The sequence below is a fragment of the Pirellulales bacterium genome, assembly GCA_019636335.1.
GTDB lineage: Bacteria > Planctomycetota > Planctomycetia > Pirellulales > JAEUIK01 > JAHBXR01.
In genome coordinates this window covers 47,668-72,218 of record JAHBXR010000015.1, presented here as the reverse complement: position 1 = coordinate 72,218, position 24,551 = coordinate 47,668, and the positions used below count along the sequence as shown (strand labels likewise).

Here is a 24,551-nt window from a genome sequence, read left to right as displayed (position 1 = left end):
CGCGTGGGTTTCAGAATTCCAGAAAAATATTTTGGATTTAAATTCCCCCGTGGCAGGGAAATCAGGGTGATCGCATACCTATCGGGGGGGTGATGGCCGGGAACTAAACCGCGCTCATTTGGCCTGCCGGGTTCCCTTCCGATTCGGCTTGCAGGTGCGCGGCCAGTTCCTTCGGCGTGGGAAAACGCCGCAACAGCTCAAACCCGACACTTTGGCCGAAACGGGCCTCCAGCTCACGGTTGAAGCGCAGCATCAGGACGGAATCGAACCCCAAATCGGCGAAACTGGCGGTACTTTGTAGTCGCTCGAGGGGGGTCTCGAGTAGGCGCGAGAGAACGCCCAGCAGGTAGGTTTCGACATCATTCGTGCCCCCCGTCGCATCTGAGTGCGATGGTTCGCCAACGCTGGACGAAACCACGGGTGTTTGATGCGTTCGTCCAGGCGGCCAGGCTGGCCCGAACTCAGCGATCGCCAACTGAGGGGTATCGAGCAGCATTGCCCGCTCCAATTGCCGCAAGGCAGCCGCGCTGGCCATGGGCATTAAAACACCCTCTACGCGCGCGCGCTCGACGAGATGGGCCCCCATGCCGGCTTCGCCCCACAGCCCCCAGTCGATGGCCAAAGTGGGACGTCCTTGCGATTGGCGCCAATGGGCGTATGCCGCCAGATAACGATTCGCCGCCACGTATTCGCACTGGCCCGGGCTGCCGGTCCAGGTAGCGACCGAGCCGAACAGCACCATGAAGTCGAGCCCTTCGCCGCGCGTCACATGATCGAGTACCCAGGCGCCGAGCAGCTTGGGACGCAACACGTCGTCGAGATGCTGGCGTTTCTTCCGCGCGAGCAATCCGTCGTGCAGTGTCCCCGCGGCGTGGAAGACCCCGTTGAGCTCGCCATATTCGCGTCGCACGTCGCGTAGCAGGCCGTTCATCGCCGGCAGGTCGGCCACATCGACCGCGGCGTAGGTCACCTTGGCCCCGACGGCGCGCAGTTCTTCCATCGCCCGCAGACGGAGGGAAGTCGCATTGTCGGCATCGTGAGTGGCGAGCCAATTCGCCCAGTCGGCCTCGGCGGGCAAGGCGCTGCGTCCGGTGATAATCAACCGCGCGGCGTACTTGCCGGCCAGCCAGCGGCAAAGCTCGCGTCCCAGTCCGCCCAGCCCACCCGTCACCAGGTAGACGCCCCCATGTCGAATCGCAAGCTGCCGGCGTCCCGTCGCCAATTGATCGAGCGGTTCCAGGCGTGGCACCAACCAACGTTCGTCACGCAGCACGAGCTCGGGCTCGGTGGGCATGCGCAGCAGCTCTTCGATCAGCAGGTGGACTTGCCCTTCGGCATTGGCTGGTGGTAGATCGATCGCCTGCGTGGCGATGGCGGGGTCTTCGAGCGCGAGCGACGTCAGTAGCCCTGCCGCGGCCGCCTGCTCGGGCACGATGGCCTGCCCGTCAGACTCAAACGGAGATGCGCCACGCGTGACCGCGCGAATCGACAAGCGGCCGGCAATCTCCTGCTTCGACCAGGCGCGCACCAGGTAGTAGAGGCTGCGCGTGCCGAGACCCATCTGCTCGTCCAACTCATTGAGGGACCCCGCCGCCTGTTTGCCCGCCCCACTGCACCAGAGATGAACTACGTGGAGCCTGGTGGCAACGATTCGTTCGAGCACCTGGCTGTAGTCGGCGGCATGATCGGCATCGATCTCGAACAACCGATCCGAGATCGTGGCAAACTCTCGGCCGCGGCGCACTTCGACCACCTGCTCGGCGCGTTCGCGCAAGGCTTCGAGCACGCGTTCGCTGAGCGCGCCGCCATCGCTGAAGACGAGCCAGGTCGCGGTTTCCGCCGGTAGGGCCTCGAGGGGGGGCGTCCACGGCTTCCACGTCGGGGCATAAATCGCGGCTGCTTGACCTGCGGGGGGCGCCGGACGTTGCTCGGGCGAGCGAGGCGCCGGCCGCGAGCCATCGGGCACGCCTCGCGACACGGCGTCCGGCAGATCGCTCGCGACAGAGACCGGAGGCAAATCGACCCAGCACCGCTGGCGTTCGAAAGGATAGGTGGGCAACAGCACTCGGCGATGCTCGAGCCCTACATAGATGGCCGCGGTATCGACACGGACGCCCTGTACATAGAGCCATCCCAGCACGGCGAGCAGGTTGTCCCAGGCCGCGTGCGACAAGTTGGGCTGCCGCTCGTCCGGCTCCAACGGGCGCTCGGCGGGAGGAAGCATCTCGGCAATACCTTCGGGCACGCCCCCCAGGCACCAACTGGCCAACAGCTTGCGTGCGTGCGCGGGCAACTGTTCGAGCTTGCGTAGAATCGTGCGTTCTTCGTCGCGCGGCAATCCATCGGGGCCACCGACGAAGATGCCTGAACTGTCGAGCCCCGCGGCCGTGCCGCTCAACTTGGTCAGTTGCAAGCGGTCGAGCAGTTGCTCGGCATCGTGCGCGACAATCGCCACGCGGTGATCGAAATGATTGCGGCCGCACGCTGCCGTGAAGCAGACGTCGGCGAGTTCCCAAGGGGCTCCGGTCGAAAGCCGCGCGTGATACGCGGCCACCAAACGGCCCAGTGCCCCCTGGCTGCGCGCCGAGATCATCAACAGTTGCGGCTGCCGCAGGCGCTCTCCCTCTGGTCGAGCGGCGTGCGCCGGTGCTTGCTGCACGATGACATGTGCATTGGTGCCGCCGAGACCGAAGGAACTGACGGCGGCCAAGCGCGGCGTTTCGCTCCGCCAGGGGCGCAGGCGGTCGTTGATGTAGAAGGGGCTGTTCTCGAATGCGATCTGGCGGTTCGGGCTGGTGACGTGCAGCGTCGGGGGAATCTCGCCCTGCGAGACGGCCAGGATCGTCTTCACCAAGCCCGCGATCCCCGCTGCCCCCTCCAGATGCCCGAAGTTCGACTTCACCGAGCCGAGGGCGCAGTAGCTGCGTTTCGCAGTCCAGTGGCGCAACGCCGTGGTCGCGCCGTCGACTTCGATCGGATCGCCCAGGGCCGTGCCCGTGCCGTGGGCCTCCCAGTAGCCCAACTCGCCCGGATCAACGGCACAGGCTCGCCATGAATCGCACAATACCTCTTCTTGTGCTCGGGGGCTGGGAGCCGAGATGCTGGCCTTGTTGCGGCCGTCGTTGTTCGTGGCCGCTGCCTTGATGACGGCCAGAATCTGATCGCCGTCGCGCAGCGCGTCACTCAGACGCTTGAGGAGCACGATCGCGCCCCCTTCGCCGCGGACGAATCCGTCGCCATGGTCATCGAAGGCCTTGCAGATGAAGTCCTCGGCCAGCATGCCGTATTCCGAGACGACGGCGCTGGCCTCGGGATTCAGCAGAGCATTTATCCCCCCCGCGAGCGCCACGTCGATGGTCCCCGACAGCAAGCTCTGGCACGCCATGCCGACGGCTACGAGCGACGAGCTACAGGCGGTGTTGATCGTCAGGCTCGGGCCACGCAGATCGAGGTTGTACGAAATGCGGTTTGCAATCAGTGGCACGGCCGAGCCGGTCAGAGCATGGGCGCCTGGATCGCGCATCGCGGCGCAAAGCAGCGCAGCGTAATCGTAGCTCACCAGTCCCAGATAGACGCCGCAACGGCGAATGCGTTCATCTCCGGCGCGATAGCCCGCTCGTTCGAAAGCCTCCCACGCCAACTCGAGCATGAGCCGCTGCTGCGGATCCATCGTGCGGGCTTCGGGGGGAGAAATGTGGAAGAAGTAGGGGTCGAAGTCCGTGAGATTGTCGAGAAACGCTCCCACGTATCGAATTCGCTCCGAACCTCTTCCTCCTTCGGGCAACCCCCACCAAGCCCAGCGCTCGCGTGGACATTCGCCTTTTTGATGGACTCCGCCGCGCAAGTTGCGCCAGAACTCCTCGGGGGAATTCGCACCCGGGAAGCGGCACGACAACGACACGACGGCGATATCGCTGGCCGAGACGTCGTCGATCGCACGAGCGATGCCGCTCTTGGCCCCGTTCACCTGGGGGGGGGCCGGTTCGTTCACAACTGGCACCATCGTCACAGGAATCAACTCGTCGGGTCGAGTGACTTCCACGGGGACGGCCATCGATTCGGCAGGGGGGGCAATCGAGGTAGCCGCCTGCGGCGATGACGCCTCGACCACCGACGGAGTGCTCTCTTCGGTATCGGCACGCAGGCTCGCCGTAATACGAGGTCCGTACTCGTCGTGCCGGGCGAGGAAGTCGGTCAACTCGCGAATCGACGGATAGCGGAAGAGCAATGTCGCCCCCAGATCCAGACCGAACTGTTTCGCCAGCTCATTGCGAATCTGCAGCGCACCGATCGAGTCGAATCCCAGGTCCATGAAGTTGGCGTCGGGGCCAAGCTCTTCGACCGGCAAGCGCAACATGCGACCGAACAACTCGGTGAGATACTGCGCGATCAAACCAGCGGCATCCTCGACAGAGAATTCCGCCGTTACGGTCGGCCTGGTCGCGGGGGTCCGTGCAGACGTCGTGGCAGGGGGCACACTCGGTTGTGCATCTGGCGAGGTGACGACCGATTGATCGGCGCGGGCCAGGATCAAGTGATCGTTCGCGCGTTCGACACCGAACGACTCGGCACGCACGGCCTCGACCCGCTCGAAGCCATGCCGAGCGAGCAGATCCTGCCAGGCCTCGATCGAGAGCAAGGGATGCTCCTGGCGCAGGTGAGTGTCTTCGAAGCGCCACCAGCCTTCGGTGAGCCCGAACGTCAGATCGACCCACCAGGCGGCATGCGTCGACTCGAGCAGGACGAGCATCCCCCCCGGCCGCAAGAGCCGGCGAACGTGGGCCACCGTCTCGTCGAGCCGCCTGGTCGCGTGCAAGACATTCGCCGCGATGGCGATGTCGAACTGTGCTTCCGGCACGCGCTGCGAGACGGGAGGACGCTCGATATCGAGCACCCCATAACGCAGGAAGGTGAAGCCGTGGAACTGCGCCTCGGCCTGATTGAGGAAACCGGCCGAGAGATCGGTGAACAGATAGTCGACCCGATCGCGCGGCAACAACGGCAGGATGCGCGACGTGGTTCCACCGGTGCCGGCGCCGATCTCGATGATCGACGACGTCTGTCCTGCTCCCTTCTCGCGTACCTTGGCCAACACCAGTTCGGCGGCCACGCGATTGTAGAAGGCCGTGAGGGCCGACTCGCGATAGATCGCGTGCGCATTGTCCATCGAGCCCTTGGGAAAGAGCACCTCGATCGGATCTTTGCGCCCGGCCAGCACCTCGGGCAGTGCTTCGATGCCGCGACGCAGCATGTCGAAGATGGCCTGAGCATGGGGGAAGCGGCGGATCGCCTCTTGCCACAGGGTCTCGGACACGGTGGGCGAAAAGGCCAATAAAGAAACCCAATCGTCGCCGTCGCGTGCCAGACGCTTCGATGCCTCGAGCATGCGCAGCATGCGCTGCAAGAGACGATGATAGCGCGGCGCGAGCGAGAGCCGGCCGATGATCTCGCTTTCGGAATGCCGCGCCAGGGGGTGGGGGAAGAGCCCCACGGAGGCAAAGGCCGCGGCGGCGCCCAGGCCTGGCAGCAGATCGAGCATCGTGTCGATGCCCACCAGCCCCTCCAGGTCGGCGATCATTTCGTCCGCCAGCACCTGCACGCGCGGCGCGAGCGATGCGGGCACGAGCGACGCCGCGTTCTTCGCCAGGTCGTCGGCGGATGACGAAGGCGATTCTTGACCGGAGTCGTCAGCCTCGTCTTCGATCGAATCGCGCAGCATGAGCGCCGCGTCGAAGCGCGAACGATCGGGGAGCAGCAAAATCGAACAAGCGCCGGGGCTGGCCAGACTGCGCTCCAACCGCTCGAGCGCCTGTTGCTCGGACATGGGCAACAGTCCAAGCTGTCGCACGACCGGCCCCACGCGGAAGCGGGCCAACAAACCGACAGAGCCCCACTCCGAGAGCAGAACCGAGCGGGCGCCCGGCATACCCTGCCGCACCAGGTATTCGGCAAAGACGTTCTGGAAACGGCAGGCGGCGGCATAGTCGCTTTCGGCTGCCCCCAGGGGGCCAGAGAGCGTCGCAATGGAGGAGAAGAACACGATCGACTGACAACCGGCACGCCGGGCATGCTCGGCCATCAGCCAGCTTCCGGCGACCTTCGGGACGCAGACCGCGTGGAGCGACTCGCGGGTCTTCGTCCGCAAGGCGAGACGTTCATAATCGACGATGCCCGCCAGGTGCAGCACGCCATCGAGCCGGCCATGTCGTTCTTGCACGTGGCGGAAGACTTGCTCGACGTGCGCCGGATCGGCGCTATCGCCCGCGATGTATTCCACGCTGGCCGCGCCCAACGCGCGCAACTGTAGCAGGAAGCGGACGCGCTCGCTCACGGCCTCGGGCAGTGCCGCCAGGGTTGACTGATTCTGCCACACCGTGGCCGGGGGCAGTTCTTGCCGCCCGGTGAGGATGAGATGAGCGTCAAAATCCTGCGCTAGCCGTGTGGCCAGACAACGTCCGATGCCCCCCAATCCGCCCGTGAGGAGATAGACGCCGCCACGCTGCCAGACGATCGACGAGGGAACCGGGCTGTCGTCGCGTTCGATCGCGCGGCCCAGGCGTGCGCCGGCACGATAGGCCACTTCGGCCTGATCGCCGTTATCGGTTAGTTCCAACCAGATCTGTTCGGCCGCTTGTTCGACGTCAAGCGCCGGATCGAGATCGACCGATCGGCGCCATAACCCGCGCTGCTCGCGCGGCAAGACGAGCGCGAGACCAAGCAGGGCAGCGGATTGGAACGAAGGCAAACGCGCGCCGTCGAGCGGCTGTGCGCCCGAGGTGGCCACCAGCAGGGAAACTCCCGCCGGGCGGCGGAACAACTCCGGTCGGCGCGCGAGCGCCTGGGCCAGATGCATCAAGCCCTCGGCCGGAGACATGACCGCGTGCTCGACATCGAGCTGACTCGCCTGCAAGGCCGCGGCTTCACCATAGTGCGCGAGATGCAACACGCCGGCGATGGCGCCGAACTCGGCGATCGCCGCGTCAATCAGTTGCCGCAAGTCATCGGGCTGCGTGGGATCGACCGAATATCGTCGCTCGGAGAGCCGGGAGAAGCCTGGTCCCAGCGTCACGGCGATGGCCGAGTGCCCTTGTTGCGCCAGGCGCGCGCGCACTCGTTCGGCGAGCCCTTGCTGGTCGTCGAAGACGATCCAGACCCCCTCGGGCAGCTCGCGCTGGAGAGTTGCCGCCGGCAGCGGTTGCCAGGCAAGCCGATACAGCGCGGCGTCGTCCGTGCGTTTGGCGGGCGGAGTGGGAGGTGCCGATGGCGCCTTCGTCGCCGGACGGTCTGGTGACACGGGGGACGGTACGGCTGCCACGGTCGCTGCTTGCGCCGGTTCGTCGAGCCAATACGAGCGATGCTCGAACGGATAGGTCGGCAAGGCCATCCGTCGATGCGGCCCAGCGAAGATCGCTTCCCAAGCGAGCGACACGCCATGCACGTAGAGTTGCGCCGTGCAGGCCGCGAGCGAGGCGCGCTCATCCATGCCCCGGGCAAGGCTCGCATAGGCTGCGGACTGCGGTGCGACCTGCCGGGCGAGATTCGTGAGCGTTGTTCCGGGGCCAAGCTCGACCAGCGTATCGATGCCGGCGGCGGCCAGCGCACGTACGTCGTCGGCAAAGCGGACGGTCGAACGCGCGTGTTGTCGCCAGTAGGCGGCCTGGGGCGCTTCGCCCACCGCGAAGCGCCCGCCCGTGAGATTCGAGATCAAGTCGATCTGCGGTGCGCCGTGCGGGATCGATTCGGCAAAGCGCTGGAACTCGTCGAGCATGGGCTCGAGCAGTGGCGAGTGGAACGCATGCGACACTTCGAGCCGATGCGTGGTGACGCCTCGGCGTTCCAGTTCGGCCAGCACCTGGTCGAGCGCCGCCGCATCCCCCGAGAGGACGGTGTTCTGATCGCTATTTACTGCGGCAATCGCGAGTCGATCTCGGTACGCCTCCACGAGATCGAGCACGTTCGCTTCAGGGGTAAAGCAGGCCGCCATTGCGCCGCCGCGGGGCAGGCGCTGCATGAGCTGGCCCCGTCGCGCGACGAGGCGGAGTGCATCTTCGAAGGAGAAAACACCCGCGACGCACGCGGCGACATATTCGCCCAAACTGTGCCCGGCGACAGCCTCGCAGAAGAGGCCCCACGAATTCCACAGTTCCCAGAGGGCATACTCGAGCACAAAGAGCGCCGGTTGTACGTCGGCCGTTTCGCGCAAGGGCGTGCTCGACGTCGAGAGATACCCGAGGATGTCGAGCAGCGGGCGCGACAATTCGCGATCGAGCAATTTCGCCGCGCGGTCGATCGCCGCGCGAAAAACCGGCTGCGTGGCGTAGAGATCGCGTCCCATGCCGAGATATTGGGCCCCCTGCCCGCTGAAGAGCAGCGCCACGCGCGGCGCGCGGCGTGCGCGAACCTGGCCCGTGAAAAGTGACTCGGTGCGTCGTTCGGCCAGGTGCGAGGCGAGCTTTGACTGCAACTCGTCGATCGATCTTCCGACCACGGCCAGTCGCTCGGCAAGGTGTGCCCGACCCGTGGCAACCGTGGCGCAAAGGTCGTCGAGCGGCCAATCGGGGTGCGTGGCCAGGACCTCGGCGTACTTGCCGGTCAATTGCCGCAGCGCCGCTGGCGTGCGGGCCGAGAGCGTGAGGACGCGCGGCTCGTTGCCCGGCTGCGTTAGCGGCGCGGGGCGAGCGGGCGGCTCTTCGATGATGACGTGACAGTTCGTACCACTGAAGCCGAACGAGCTGACACCGGCGCGGCGGGGACTGTTTGCCGAGTCCCAGTCCTGCAACCGATCGGACACCGCGAGGGGAGAATCCTCGAACGTGATGAAGCGATTCGGCATCTGAAAATGGACACTCGGCGGAATCTGCTTCTGGTCGAGACAGAGGAGCGTTTTGATGACGCTCGCCAGGCCGGCCGTGGCCTCGCAGTGGCCGATGTTGCTCTTGACCGAGCCGATGCGGCAGAACTGGCGCTGCGCGGTGAACTTGCCGAAGGCCTGCCGCAAGGCGTCGACCTCGATTGGATCGCCGAGCGCCGTGCCGGTGCCGTGCGCTTCGATATAGCCGATCGTCTCGGGCGAGATTCCAGCATCGGACCAGGCCTCGAGCACGCAATCGCGCTGGGCCTGCGGATTAGGGGCGGTGATGCCGTTCGAGCGACCGTCGTTGTTGATGGCCGTGCCGCGAATGACACCGTAGATCTGGTCGCCGTCACGGAGTGCGGCTTCGAGGGGGCGCAGCAGCAAGACGGCGACCCCCTCGGAGGGGACGAAGCCATCGGCTCGATCGCTGAACGCACGGCAACGCCCCGAACCAGCGAGCGCGCCCATGCGGCGGAACATGGCAAAATTGCGCAGGCGCAGATTCAGGTGCGCGCCCCCGGCGAGTGCGAAGTCGCACTCGCCGTGTCGAATGCTCTGCACCGCCAGATGCAGCGCCACCAGCGACGACGAGCAGGCCGTGTCGACCGGCAGGGCAGGCCCCTTGAGATCGAGGAAGTACGCCAGCCGACTCGCTAGAATCGACGCCGAGCCGCCGGTTGCCGCGAACTCGTTGGGTAACGCCGTCAGAGGCGACTGGTAGTCGGCCGAACTGACTCCCACAAAGATTCCCGTGCGGGTCTGGCTCAGCTTGCCGCCGCCGTAGCCGGCGTGTTCGAGCGCCTCGTAACCGATCTCGAGGAACATGCGCTGGCGTGGATCCATCTGTTCGGCTTCCGCCGGCGAGAGCCGGAAGAAGAGGGGATCGAACTGATCGACCCCCTGGAGGAATCCTCCTTCCGCACCGGCCACGGCCGCCGGATCGATGGCGGCCAGTCGAACCCGCTCGGCAGGCACCGGCCCGACGACATCGCGACCCGTGGCCAACAACTGCCAGAATTCTTCGGCGTTCGAGGCCTCGGGGAAGCGGAAGGCGTAGCCGATGATGGCCACGTCGTGTCGCGATGACGATGACGCGGTAGCAGTCGCGGACGCTGGCGTCTCGGCCAACACGGGCTGTTTCACCGTTGCCGCGACAGTGGGAGACTGCGGGAGCGCGGCCAGGGCAACCGTATCGCGGGGCGCCGCGACGGGGTTCGGAGTCATCGACAGCGCGGCGGCTGGTGGCTCGACTGGCGCGGGAGCCGAGGTCGAGATTTCTGGTTCCGCGCCGAGCAGCGAGGCCGCCACCTTGGGGTCGAGTCCCGCGGCGAGATGCGCCGCCAGGGCCTCGACCGTGGGAAACTCGAACATGGCAGGTGGTGACAAGAACTGCACTTGGAGGCGGTTTTTGAGCAGTGCAATCGCCTGCAAGGCCATGAGCGAATCGAGCCCCTGTTCCTGCAGCGAGCGGTCGGTATCGACGCGGTCGACGTCCAACTCCAGCACCTTGCCGAACACCTCGCAGACGATCGTTTCGACGCGTCGCACGAGTCGGTTGGCCGAGGCCGCCGTGGCGGGCGGTGCGGCGGCGGTTAGCGTCTCGGTGGGCTGTTTTGCCCCGGTCGGAGAGAACGTGGGGAGTGCTTCAGTGGGACGCGCGTCCACGGTTGCCGCGGGTTCGGTGTTGGCTCCCCGTCGCGCGAGTATGATGTGTTCGATCTCCGCCAGCTCGGGCCGACGAGGGAAGGAGATCGTATCCTCGAAGCCGAGATGCGCGAGTTCCTCGATCCACTGCTCGACCGAGAGCAACGGCGATGTCGTACGCAACGGTGGATCGGCAAAGCGCCACCAGCCTTCGGTGAGGCCGAAGGTGAGTAGCGCCGTGCGATTAGTGACTGGCGTCTCGGTCAGGATCAGCATTCCGCCCGGCGCGAGCAAGGTGCGGATATGGCGCAGTGCCTGGACGACGTCGCGCGTCGCATGCACGACATTCGCCGCCACGACGACGTCGTAGCCGCCCGCGGCCAGGCCCTGCTCCGTGGGAGGCTTTTCCAGATCGCAAACCAGGTAGTCGATCGTGGGATGAGCCGCCAGGTGACGTCTGGTCCAGGCGATCAGCGCGGGTGAAATGTCGGTCAACCAATACCGGCTCCGGCTTGGATCGAGCGCCGGCAAGAGATACGACGCCGTGCAACCGGTGCCGCCGCCGACCTCGACGATGCGCAACGGCTCGGCACGTTCCAGTTGAGCCACGGCCTGCACGGCCAACTCGCCAAGCGCGGCACGGGCAACCATCGCGCTGTGTCGCGTGGGCAGCGATTCGTAGTACAGGCGGGCCAGTTCGTCGAATCCACCACCACGGACTAGAAACTCGAGCGGGTCTCGCGCGCCGGTCAGAATCTCGGCCAGATGTTCACCGCAGTTGACCAGCATCGGCAGCATGTCGAGTTGATACGCCTCGACGCGCACATATTGCTTCACATCGAGCGAAGGAACGTTGTGAGCAAAACCTCGCGTAGCCCGATAAACCTGGTCGGTGCGCACCAGCCAGCCGTCGGCCACCAAGATGTCGAGCAACTCGGAGAGGAGTCGCTCGTAGCGTGCAATCACGCGGAGGCGCCGCCGCAGGTCGTCGAGGCGCCAGCTTTCACCAGGCTCGAGGAAGACACCGAGCCGGCGGAAGGCATCAACGATGTAGGCCGCGCACAATCCGTCCAACGGCTCGACGAGCTCGCGCACGACGGAGAGCCATTTTTCGCGGAACTCGACAGCTTGCCGCTCAGCGGATTGCTCGGCGGCGATCGCGACCCGTTGCCAATCGAATCCGCTGGCATGTGCCAGCCGGCGGTGGACGCCGACCTGCGGCTTATCGAGTCCGAGTACGACCCCAAAGGCCCGCCGGCCATCTTCGTGTGACAACGAGCCGACTCCGAGAGTCGCCGACCATTGGCGATAACGCGGCGCGACGGTGGCGGAATCTCCCCACAAGCCCCAGTTGATCGAAACGGTCGAGAGCCGCAGGTGGCCGCGACGCCAGTGCGCGAAGGCATCGAGGCAGGCGTTCGTCGCGGCATAGGTGGCGTGCCCCGGCATGGCATTGAAGGCCGAAACCGACGAACAGAGCACGAAGAACTCGAGAGGCAAATCTCGCGTGGCGGCGTGCAACGCCCAGGCGCCGATGAGCTTGGGCGTGAGCAGATCGTGAAACTCGCGGCGTGGCTTGTTCCACACCAGGCTATCGCGGAGGATGCCCGCGGCATGTACGATGCCGTCGAGCCGGCCATGCTGAGCAATGATCTCTTGCACCAATTCCCGCATCGCCTGCGGATCGGCCACGTCGGCCGCCACCGGCTGGACAAGTGCTCCAGTCGCGGCGAGTCGCCGTAGCCGTTCGAGTCGGCGCGTCGTCTCGGCGTCGGCCGCCGAGGCGAGATACCGTTGCCAGCCCTCCGCGTCGCTCGACGCGAACGCCAAGGCATCCGCCGACAGAGCGGTTCGATTCAACAAAATCAGCTTGGCGCGTCCCGTCGTCTCGCGGGCAAGATATTCCGCCAGGGCCGCGCCGACATCGCCCAATCCGCCCGTTACCAGGTAGACGCCATCGTGGGGAAGCGTCGCGTGTCGCAAGGGCTGCGACTGCTGCGCGACCGGTCGGGTCGCGCGGCTCCAGCGTTGGCCGTTGCGTACGGCGATCGATCGTTCAGCCCGTTCGGTGTTCAGTTCATCCCAGACGATCTCGGCGGTCGCGGCGGTGGCATTCTGAGCGTCGCGAGTGGCAATATCGACCGCACGGCAGTCGAGCAGGCTCGACTCCAACCGCAACGCATGCAGAAAGGTGGCAATTCCGGCGCGCTCGGGCACGAGCGCAGCAAGATCATCCGCCAACGGCAGCGCGTCCCACGTCACGGCCAACAGTTCGACGAGCGACGGTTGCAGCCGTTGATGACGAGCTAGCGTTTGCGCGAGTTGAAAGAGGCTTTCCAAGCCCAGGGTGATTTCGGGCTCGCGCTTGGTCCAGGAGTTTTCGTCGCCAGGCGCCGGCCGGCAGGTCCACAGGTGGACGATCCCCATCAACTCGCCACTCTCGGCGCGGATCGTCTCGAACAATCGTTCGTATTCATTATCGCCCCGTGGATCGAGTTCGGCCTTGTCATCGTACAATCCCGCGAAGGGCTTGCCGGCGCGTACACAGATCGCACGTGAACCCGCCGCGCGGAGTTGCTCCGCCACTCGATCGCCAATGCCCAACTCATCGATGAAGATCAACCAGGTTCCTTGACGTGCCGATCGATTCACGCCGGGCAGGGCGGCGACCCAAACGGACTCGAGCAAGAGCGACGCAGTGTCGGGCGACGCGATAGCACCCGTCATGTCGCGCGTTCGCGGCGCCGCTACGGGCTCAGGCCGTGCCGACAGGGCATCCGTCGCGGTGTTCGATGTCTCGACCGCGGTCTCTGCCAGGCGTTCGCTCGATGGCGGAAGCGGCGTGGACGACAAGGCCGGTGGCGTCGGCGCGGGAACCGGCTCGTCCAAGCTCTGCCGGTCCGGGAACTCGAGATCGAGAAAGGGTTGGTCGCTCGTTCGTCCGAGCCAGTAGTGCTTTCCCTGGAACGGGTACGTCGGCAGGACGATGCGCCGGCGCCCTGTGCCCTCGTCGAATTGCCCCCAATCGAGTGTCGCCCCGGCGGCAAATAGTGTGGCGATGACATGATCGAGCGCTGCCGCGGTGGAGTGCGGCGTGCTCGTGGCATGCGTCGCCGTGCCGTCCGCCGATCGCTCGTCGAACAGCGTCGTGGCGATGGTTCCGGTGAACGCCGCTTGCAGCCGCCCGTGGGCCACCGGATCGAGACGCTGCAGGTCCGCTGCCGCGTGTGTTCGCGCCCACTGCGCCGCGTCGTCGCGCGAGGTGGTGTCCGCCCGATACCAGCGTGGTCCGGCCGAGGTGGCGTTCAAACCGCGTTCGGTGATTTCACGGAGCGCGCGCACTAACTCGTCGCGCGTGGCAAAGCGGATCGCCAGGCGCTCGCGCATCGGCACGCGCGAGGAATTCGCCGTATAACATAGGTCGTCGAGGTCGACCGTCGGCTGCTCGGCCAGAAATGTTACGTAACGCGCCACGAGTTGTTCGAGCGCCGTCGTGCTGCGAGCCGAGAGAAGTAATAAATGCGATCCGGATGCCGTTCGCGCGGTCGGCCTCGGCACGGCCGGCCCTTCTTCCAGCACCATGTGGACGTTCGTCCCCCCCATGCCGAACGAGCTGACCGCGGCACGTCGCGGGACCTGCGATGGCCAGGGACGCAAACGATCGTTCACATAAAAAGGACTGCGTTCGAAGTCAATGTGCGGATTCGGCGATTCGAAGTGCAGCGTCGGCGGCAGTTGCTTGTGGTGCAGGCACAAGATCGCCTTCATCAGACCGATCACGCCGGCGGCCGACTCGAGGTGGCCGAAGTTCGTCTTCACCGAGCCGATGGCACAATAGGCCCGTCGCGACGTGTAACGCGCGTACGCCTCGGTCATGCCGTCGAATTCGATCGGATCGCCCAGTTCGGTGCCGGTGCCGTGCGTTTCGAAGTAGCCCACCGACTCGGGGTTCACGCCCGTGCGCTCGTAGGCCGTCAGCAGACAGTCGCGTTGCGCCAGGGGGCTGGGAGCCTGAGGGCCGGCCTTGAGTCGACCATCGTTATTGACGGCCGAACCGCGAATCACGCCCAGGATCCGATCGCCATCTTCCAGCGCGCGCGAGAGGCGCTTGAGCAGGATGACGCCGGTTCCCTCGCCGCGGACAAAACCGTCAGCCCGCGCGTCGAACGCCTTGCAATGACCATCCTTCGAGAGCATTTTGAAGTGGCTCAGCACGACCCAGCCCGGCCAACTCACGCTCAGGCTCGCTCCGCCCGCCACGGCCAGGTCGGCGTCGCCCGAGCGAATGCCCTGGCACGCGAGATGGATCGACAAGAGCGACGAGCTGCACGCCGAGTCGATGACCAGGCTCGGTCCGCGCAACTGCATGGCATAGGACAGCCGCGTGGCGATCGTGGCGGGCGTGGCCCCCACGTACTTGTGCGCTTCGCGACTGATGCCGAGCTTGCTGAGAATGCCACCGTACTCGATCGAGTTGACGGCGATGTAGACGCCCGTGGCCAGCCCGGCGAGTTGCTTCGGCTGATAGCCGGCCCGTTCGAACAGTTCCCAAGTGGTCTCGAGCAGCGTGCGCTGCTGCGGATCCATCCAGCGGGCCTCGCGCGGCGATACTCCAAAGACGTCTGCGTCGAACAAGTCGAAATTCTTCAGCAGCGCTCCCCATTTCGAGACGCTCGTGTCGGCTCGCTCGCCGGTGGGATCAAAGAATCGGCCAGAATCCCACCGCGCGCGCGGCACCTCCTCGACGGCGTCTTTGCCCCCTGCAACGATTTGCCAGAAGGCCTCCGGCGTCTCCGCATCGGGGAAACGGCAGGCCATCGCAATTACCGCGATGCCATCCTCGGCCAACGATGGTTCGATGCGTTCAGTCTTCGTCAACGGTGTTACTCCACGGCTTGCGCCTTCGTCGCTCGCGAGCAGCAAGCGGCGTTCGGCGGGCAATAACCTGGGGGGTGCAGTCACGTCGCGCGTTTCGTCGCGCGGCGGTAGGGGTTGTTTGGATTCTGGCGTTTCATGCGCGAAGCTGGCAATCCAGTAGCGTTCGCGCTCGAAGGGATAGGTCGGCAGCGACACGAGGCGTCCGGACGCGGACGCCGCGAAGGCGGAGACGATCGCCTCGCCCCGTACAAAGGCTTCTGCCAGCGAAACGAGCGAATCGCCCGACGCGGCATCGCGAGACGTTGCCCCCTGTGCCTTGGCACGGCCGTGCCACCAGCGCTGCCGCTCGGAGGACAGCGCCGGGGAAGCAGCGAATTCGCGCAGACGGGCGATGGCCTCGTCGCGCGTCGACACGATCATTGCCAGTCGCTCGGCAAACGCTCGACGGCCCACGGCCAGCGTATAGGCCACGTCGGCGAGGGTAGCGTCCTCGTGGGCGGCGAGATCATCGGCCAGATTCAACGCCATGCGGCGCAAAGCCGAGCTCGAGCGTGCGGACAACACGAGCAACTGTTCGCCGCCGTTTGCCGCTCGATCGGCGGCTGGCTGCGCGCTCGGGGGGCACTCGGCGATGACCGCATGAGCATTCGTTCCGCCAATGCCGAACGCGCTGACGCCGGCCATGCGCGGCCGCGAACCGCGGGGCCATGCCTGTGCGGAGACGACGGGATAGAAGGGCGTGGCCGCAAAGTCGATGGCCGGATTGGCTGCGTGGTAGTGCAGCGTGGGGGGGAGCTGCTCGGCCCGCATCGCCAGCAGCACCTTGATGAGCCCCGCCATACCGGCAGCCGCCTCGAGGTGCCCGATGTTCGATTTGACCGAACCGATGGCGCAGAACTGCCGCTCCGCGGTATCCGCCGCGAAGACCTCGGCGAGCGCGGCCACTTCGATCGGATCGCCCAGCGCCGTGCCGGTACCGTGCGCCTCGACGTAGCTCAGTTCGCCGGCCCGCACGCGCGCGTCGTCGAGGGCGGCACGAATGACGCGCTGCTGCGCCGCACGATTCGGCACGGTGAGCCCCGAGGATTGCCCACCATGATTGACCGCCGTGCCGAGCAACACGCCATGAATCGGATCGCCCTCGGCCAAGGCGCGATCGAGCCGCTTGAGCAGCACCGCGCCGACCCCCTCGCCCAGGATGTAGCCATCGGCCTGACGGTCGAAGGTGCGGCAGCGGCCACTGGGCGAAAGCGCGCCCAACTGCTCGAGCATGCGATGGTGCGTCTCGGCCAGTCCCGCGTGCGCGCCGCCGACCAGGGCCAGATCGCACTCTCCCTGCCGCAGGCTCTGTACGGCCAGATGCAGGGCGACCAGCGACGAGGAGCAGGCGGTATCGATCGACAGGCAAGGCCCGCGCAAATCGAAGAAGTAGGAGATGCGATTGGCGATCATCGTGGTGGCGTTGCCGGTGCCGGCGTGCCCCTGGCTGGCCGAACCTTCCTGGTGCAGCCGTTCGAGGTACTGACCCGGCTCGGTGCCGATGAACACGCCGACCGAAAGTGGCTCGATCCGCGGCCCGACATAGCCGGCCGACTCGAAGGCCTCCCAGGCCACTTCGAGCATGATTCGTTGCTGCGGATCCATGAGCCGCGCTTCGCGCGGGGCGATGTGGAAGAAGGCCGCATCGAACAGGTCGACACGATCGAGGAAGGCGCCCTGCGGCAACATGGCATCGAGCGGACCACACGGCGTGGCCGGCACGTCGCGCGCGGCGAGCCAATCTTGTTTTGGAATGGGACCAACCGCGTCGCGCCCCTCGGCCAGGTTGTTCCAGAACTCGGCCAGCGTCTCGGCCCGGGGAAATCGTCCGGCCAGGCCCACAATGGCGACCGCATGGCGCGGGTCGAACGGATGCGGTGCGTCCGCTGATGACGCTGGCGATGCTGCCACGCTCGGGCGCGTGTCGTGCCGAACGGCGTGTTGGGGCGGCGCGGCGCCGGCGATCGTGGGGGGGGCCGCGCTCGTACGGTCGCGACCAATCCCCGTCACGCGATGTTCGTCGATCAGGCCGGCTACGAGCTTTTCGACCGTCGAGTAGTCGAACAGCAGTCGCGTCGGCAACGGGCGACCGGTGCGCTGCCCCAGATCGAGCGCCAGCTCGACCGCCAGCAGCGAGGTGACGCCCAACTCGACGAAGGGACGGTTCACGTCGATCTGGGACGCTGACACTTCGAGCATCTCGGCCAGCAGCTCGACGCAAAGCGAGCGAAGCTCCGCCGGCAGGTCAGATGCCGTCACATCCGCCGAAGCCTGTTCGCGCGCAGCGGGGGATTCGATCTCGGGCTCCGCCACCGGCATGGATGTCGGCACGATCTCACGCGTTGTGCCGGCCGGTAGATCCATCCAATACCTGCGACGCTCGAAGGGGTAGGTCGGCAGCGGCACGCGCCGGCTCAGCGGACGGTCGAAGAGCGCCTCATAACGCACGGCGATGCCGGCACAGAACATTTCCGCGGCGGCGGCTAGCAGTGCGACACCCTCACGTTCGGCAAGCGTTTGGCCCTCGGCAGGCGGAGAGCTCTTGGCGAGCCGTGCTTCGATCCAGCCCGCGCACGACTCTTCGTACACGCGGCCATGACAGGCCGCCGCCAGGCGCGCGAGCGCAGCGGGAGAAAGTCGCTCCAGCACCGGTTGCAGTCGATGCTGCCAATGCTCGACCAAGGAGCGTTCGTCGCGCGGTTCGCCCGCGTAGACGAGCATGCTCTGCATTGCATGGCGAGAATCCCACTGCGCGAGTGCCCAGAGCTTGGCACAGAGCTCGTCGCGATGCCGAGCCACGATCGCCAGGCGATGGGGCATCTGCGTGCGACCCCGGCCGAGCGTATCGCACAGCTCGGCCAATTCGGCCACAGGGGGATCGGCCGCAGAGGGGCTGCTGAGATAGTCGCGTAGCTGCAACGTTTGCTCGGCCAGCGCGGTGGCTGTCGCGGCAGAAAGCAGGAACAGGCAGGGTTCGTCGGTCGGCCTGCCGCGCGAGACGAGCTCGGGCGCTTCTTCCAACACCACGTGAACGTTGGCGCCACCGGCTCCAAAGGAGCTGACTCCCGCGCGGCGCGGCGTCTCGGCCAACCAGGGGCGCAGGCGATCGTTCACGTAGAACGGCAGGCGTGTAAAGTCGATGTGCGCGTTGGGTGCGGCGATGCGCAGGCTGGGTGGAAGCTCGCGGTGGTGGAGCGCGAGCACCAGCTTCAGAAGGCCGGCAATTCCCGCCGCCGCTTCGAGATGCCCCAGATTCGTCTTCACCGAGCCGAGAGCGATCGAGGCCGTCGCGGCGCCGGCTGCCTGGAAGGCCTCGGCCAGCGCGGCGAGCTCGATCGGATCGCCGAGTTCGGTGCCGGTGCCGTGCGCTTCGAGGCACGAGACCGCCGCGGGCGAAAGGCCGGCAGCGCGGTAAGCGGCGATCAACAAATCGCGCTGCGCCGCCACGCTCGGTGCCGTGAAACCACCCTTGGTATGGCCGTCGTGATTCGTGGCACTGCCGCGGATCACGCCCCAGATGGTGTCGCCATCGGCGATCGCCCGCTCGAGAGGCTTGAGCAGCACGGCGGCGGCCCCTTCGCCACGCACGTAGCCATCGGCGTCGGCGCTGAAGGTGCGACACGCGCCCCCCGGCGCGAGCATGCCGGCCGCAGCCAAGGCCACGGTGCTGTCGGCATTCAGGATCAGATTCACCCCGCCGGCCAGCGCAAGCTCCGACTCGCCCGAGCGGAGACTCTGGCAGGCGAGATGCACGGCCAGCAACGAGGCCGAACAGGCCGTGTCGACCGTGATGCTGGGACCGTGGAAGTCGAACAGGTAGGAAACGCGGTTGGCGATCATCGCCAACGTATTGCCCGTGGCGACGTGCGCCTCGCGCTGGGCGCCGGCGCGGTCGAGGTGGCGCAGGTAGTCGACCGATGTGGCGCCGGCAAAGACTCCGGTTCGCGATCGGGCCAACTCCTCGGGAGAGTATCCCGCCTGCTCGATGGTCTCCCAGGCGATCTCGAGGAAGAGTCGCTGCTGGGGATCGAGGTGCCGCGTTTCGCGCCCCGAGAAGCCGAAGAAGGGAGCATCGAACTCGGCCACGCGATCGAGGAACCCGCCTCGCACGAGGCATGCATCGATCTCGGACGTGGTCGACAAGCCCAGATCGGCGCGCCGCTCGTCGGCGAGCGAGCCCACGCCCTCGCGACCGTTCCGCAAGAGCTCCCAAAACTCGCCGGGATGCTTGGCGCCCGGCAGGCGACACCCGAGACCAATGATGGCGATGGGAAAATCGCCAGAGGGCTCGGCGCCGCGATGTGTAGTCGCGTCCGGCTGCGGGATGGGGTGCCCAGACTCGCTCGTCTCGTTGGTGAGTTCAATCGTACTTGTGTGGACGCTCTGCGGTGCAGGGGCGGTTTGGACGGCGAGATGCTGTGCCAGCCGTTCGACCGTCGAATGCACGAGCAGCAAGGTCGGATCGATGGCCAGGCCCAATCGATCGCTCAACGTCTGCGCAAGTTGAGTCGCGCCGCGCGACGTGAGCCCCAGATCGAGGAAGTTGCGTACGGGATCGATCTCGCGCGTCGGGCGTTGCATGACGTGCGCGAGCTCGTCGGCGATCTGCTGACGGAGCCCGCGCACGGTGCTGAGGTCGACGGCCGACACTGGCGGCATAGCGTGCTCGACCGTCTTGATCGCGGCGTGCGTCGGCGGCAAGGTTCGCGGCGGAGCGCTGGGCGAGCGGCTCGGAAGCCAGTAGCTGCGTTCCTGGAAGGGATACGTCGGCAAGGGGACGCGCCGCCGGCGACCGGGTGATCCGCAGCGGTTCCAATCGACATTGACACCGGCCGACCAGAGCTGGCCCAGTTTGGTGCGCAACTGGACGCCCGGCGGCAACGGCACCGCCAGGTCGGGCGCGATCGTCAACAAAATGTGATCTTCGTCGAGCACGGACGCCTCGGCCGACGCTTCGGCCAATTCCCGGTTGGCCACCGTCAGCCAGTGCTCGGGGCGTGTGGCGGAGAGTCGGTCGAGCCACGTGCGCGTCGTGTGCGAAAAGAAGGGGATCGCCGGTGGACGAAGTTGCGATGTGCTGGGCTGCTCTCGCCGCACGAGCAATTGCAGCGCCGTCTCGAGTGACATCACTCCTGCCAGGCAGGCGGCGGCCAGCTCTCCCACGCCATCGGCCACGAGCGCCGCGGGCTCCAAGCCCCAGGCTTGCCAGAACCGCGCCAGGGCATACTGCGTGACGAACGCACGGCAATGGGGCTCGGCATCGGCCAGCGACTGCCAGTCGCCCGGCCTCACCTCAAGACATTCGTCGACCGCCGCGCGGAAGGCGGGCTCTGTTGCCGTGAGTTCGGCGAACGCGTCGTGCGCGAGAAGCGTTCCCGAAATCGCGAAGGCAGGCGACGGAGCCAGGGGACGTCGGCGACGACTCTTCTCGTCGGTTGTCGAGAGCGCGCGAAGCTGCCGCACGGCGTCGTCTCGATCAGTTGCGACGACAACCGCGCGTTGCTCGAGCAGTCGGCGACCCATCTGTAGCGTGAAGGCCACCTCGGCCAGATCGAGCTCCGCATGATGTTCGAGATGATCGGCCAGTTGCGCCGCGAGCTCGCACAGTGCTGCGTCCGTTCGAGCGGAAATCGGCAACGCGTACACGCCACCTCGCGTTGACGACGGTGGGGTAGACGACGTTTCCGCAGCGGCTTCGAGCACGACGTGGGCGTTCGTCCCCCCCAGGCCCAAGGAGCTCACCAAGGCCCGGCGCGGACCGTCGGTCGCCGGCCACGCGCGCGCTTCAGCGGCGAGCACGAAGGGAGATTCGGCAAGCTGCAGGTAAGGATTCGGCGAGCGGTATCCCGGCATCCCAGGAATGACACCATGCTCGAGGGCAAGTACGGCCTTGATGAAACCAGCGATACCGCTGGCGACGCTGAGATGCCCGACATTCGCCTTCACCGAACCGATCGCACAGTAGTTGCGTCGCGCAGTCGAGTGGCGAAATGCGGCCGCCAGCGCGGCAAACTCGATCGCATCGCCCAGCGGCGTGCCCGTGCCGTGGCATTCGACGAGCGAGATCGAGTCGGGCGAGACACGGGCCTTGTCGAGCGCCGCTCGTGCAGCGGCGGTTTGTCCGTCGAGCCCCGTGGCGGCAAAGCCGGCCTTGGCGGCGGCGTCGTTGTTGATCGCCGAGCCGAGAATCACGGCGTGGATCGTATCGCCATCGGCCACGGCGCGATCGAATCGCTTGAGCACCACGACGCCGACGCCATTGCCAAAGACCATGCCCTTGGCATCCGCCTCGAAGGGGCGGCAATGGCCATCGGACGAAGCGAGCCCCCCCTCGTGCCACGTGTAGCCCGTGGGAGTAAGCGTCCAGAGAGACGACGCCCCGGCGAGCGCCAGTTCGCACTCATCTGCGAGCAGACTCTGGCACGCCAGGTGGACCGCGACGAGACTGCTCGAGCAAGCGGTCTGCACGCCGACGCTTGGCCCGCTGAGATTGAGCTTGTAGCTGGTGCGCGTGGCAATGAAATCGACGGCGCCGGCAATCAGGCGTTGTTCGAAGTCGGAGTCGAGTCCCGTCGGCGGCTGCGTCGCCTCTTGATAGAGGTTCACCCCGGCACTGGCAAAGACACCGGCATTGAGCGGAGATTCGCCCGCCGCGTAGCCCGCCGCTTCGAGCGCTTCCCAGGCCCCGCGTAGAAAGAGACGCTGCTGCGGATCGATCTCGGCCGCTTCACGCTCGCTATAGCCGAACAGGTCGGCATCGAAGCGATCGATGCCATCGATCCAAGGCACCGCCGGGACGAAATGGGGATCGGCGAGCCGTTCTTCCGGCACGCCGGCGGCACGCAGCTCGCCGGGCGAGAGACGACGAATCGACTCGATCCCTTGACGCAGGTTGTTCCAGAATTCCTCGACGGAAGGAGCGCCGGGGAATCGCACCGACATGCCGATGACGGCGATGCGCTGGTCCGATCCCTGTGATGCGATTCGGCCGGTCGCTGCCGGATCGTCTGACGTGTGTCCTGCTTCCGGCAGAGTGTCGGCAAGGCGCGGCAAGCGCTCGCGCACCAGTCGGGCCAGCGCGTTGACGTTGGGATGAGCGAGCAATTCCGCGGCCGAGACTTCGACCGCCAGCCACTCGCGGAGCCGGGCTTCGAGATCGGCCAGTTGCAGCGAAGTTCCGCCGAGTTCGAAGAAGCTGGTGTCGGCGGCGACTTCGGCCACGCCGAAAACCTCGGCACATAGGGCCGCCAACCGGCGCGGCACCGAATCGGCGCCGCCACGCGCTATCTCTTGCGAGACGACCTGCCGCGGCGCTGCCGCGGATGCCAGCAGGGGAGCGAATTCGCCCGCTTCGAAGCGCGCGCGCAGCCGTGGACGCTGAATCTTGCCGATCGACGTCTTGGGAATCTCCTCGGCCGGCAGCTCGAGCACGAACTCGGGCCACACGCCGACGCGTGTTCGCACTTGTTGCCGAATCTGCGCGGCAAGCGAGGCCGCGTCGAGGTGGGCATCCGGATCGCGGGCATAGAAGATCGCCACGGCCTCGGTATCGCGACCGGCGGGACGCACGGCGCAGGCAGCCGTGAAGCTGGTTTGCACTCCGGCGAGCGATTCGACGACGGCTTCGATATCGGCGGCCGCGTAGTGAACGCCGTGGACGATGATGTCGTCCTTGGCGCGTCCTACGAGCGCCAATCGACCTGTAGCGAGAAAGCCCATGTCCCCCGTGCGGAACCAGCCGTCGGGCGTGAAGGGGGACGATGCCGGCGTCGTTTCCGATGGCAAGTAGCCATCGAAGACCGACGCGCCGCTCAACTGCAAGTGCCCCACGCTCCCTTCAGGCAGAGGACGATCGGCATCGTCAACGATGCGCAGAGCGGCGCCGGGAATCGCCGGCCCGAGCGAAACGGCCTCGCGACCATCGTCGGACGCGACGACCTCGAAGCGTTCGCCCCAGGTAACGCCCGAGCAGGTCTCGGTCATGCCAAACGCGGGACGAATCGCGTCGGCGGGGAGACCATATTGGGCGAGCAGGTCGGCAAAGCGGCGTACCGTCTCGGGCACGACCGTTTCACCCGCGCTGACGAGAAATCGCAGCTTCGCCAGGTCGAAGGGGCGCGGACGCGCCCCGATCTCGTTCGCGCGATCGAGGATGCGACGGAAGGCGAAGTTCGGCGCCCAGGCAATCGAGGCGCGGAAACGATCGAGCCATTCCAACCAAGCCAGCGGCTCTTGCAGCACGCGCGAGGTCGATCCATGTACCTGCTCGGCACCAAGCACGACCGGCATCAGGTGCAGGAACGAAATGGCCCCCACGTGGTCGAGGGGGAGCCAGTTGAGCGTGACGTCGTCTGGCGTGAAGCCGTTGGCGGCGATGGTGCCTTGCGTCATGGCCAGCAGATGGCGGTGTCGCAGGGGGACACCTTTCACGCCCCCCGTGCTCCCCGAAGTGAAGAGGACGAGTGCCACGTCATCGGGATGCATGGCATGTGGCGTTGCCTCGTACGATGCGGACGCCACGTGGTGCAGTTCGCGCAAGTTGGCAAAGTCGAGGAGCGAGGGAGACGCCTGAGATGATTCCTCTTGCAGGGCGCGCGCCACTTGCGGGGCGTGCTCCGCGATGGTTACGACTGGGGGTCTCCCCAGCAGGCGCCAGGCGGCTCGCTGCGGCGACTTCGCGCCGGCTGTGGCATTCACCGGCGCCAAGGGGACGGGAGCGGGGACGATCCCCCCCAGCAGGCAGGCCCAGACCATGGGTAGCAGATCGGCCGGCTCGCTCAACTGAAGCAGGAGCCGATCGCCCCGTCGCACTCCGGCCGCGGCAAGACCGGCTAGAAGCTGCTGGGCCGCGGCGCGCAGTTCGTCGTACGGCATCCGGCGATCGCTCGTCTCCGCCGAGGCGAATACGAGACCGACGCCACGAGGATCGCGCGCCGCTCGATCGAGCGCATCGGCCAACGTCCGCGGCCGGTCCATAGGATCGACGTGGGTCATCAAGTGTCTATCGCGAAGTGTGTCGATCTGACGTGATGGGGGCACGTCTTACGACTGGGGACATTCCGGGCCGGTACCCTCGATCCGGCACAGTCGCACGACGATCCGTGTGCGCAAAAGCTTCCCCGCTCGACCGCCGCCA

At 66.4% G+C, this 24,551-nt stretch carries 1 protein-coding gene; it reads right to left on the bottom strand.

Annotated elements, in window-relative coordinates; all coding sequences use genetic code 11:
• Positions 1 to 103 precede the first annotated feature (103 nt).
• Complete coding sequence (locus KF708_15430) at positions 104 to 24,409, bottom strand: SDR family oxidoreductase (protein MBX3414078.1); 24,306 nt, start codon at positions 24,407 to 24,409, stop codon at positions 104 to 106.
• Positions 24,410 to 24,551 lie beyond the last annotated feature (142 nt).

What these genes read in the sequence shown, in the direction of transcription:
- KF708_15430 (MBX3414078.1), bottom strand. Translation starts at nt 24,409, where the DNA reads ATGACCCACGTCGATCCTATGGACCGGCCGCGGACGTTGGCCGATGCG.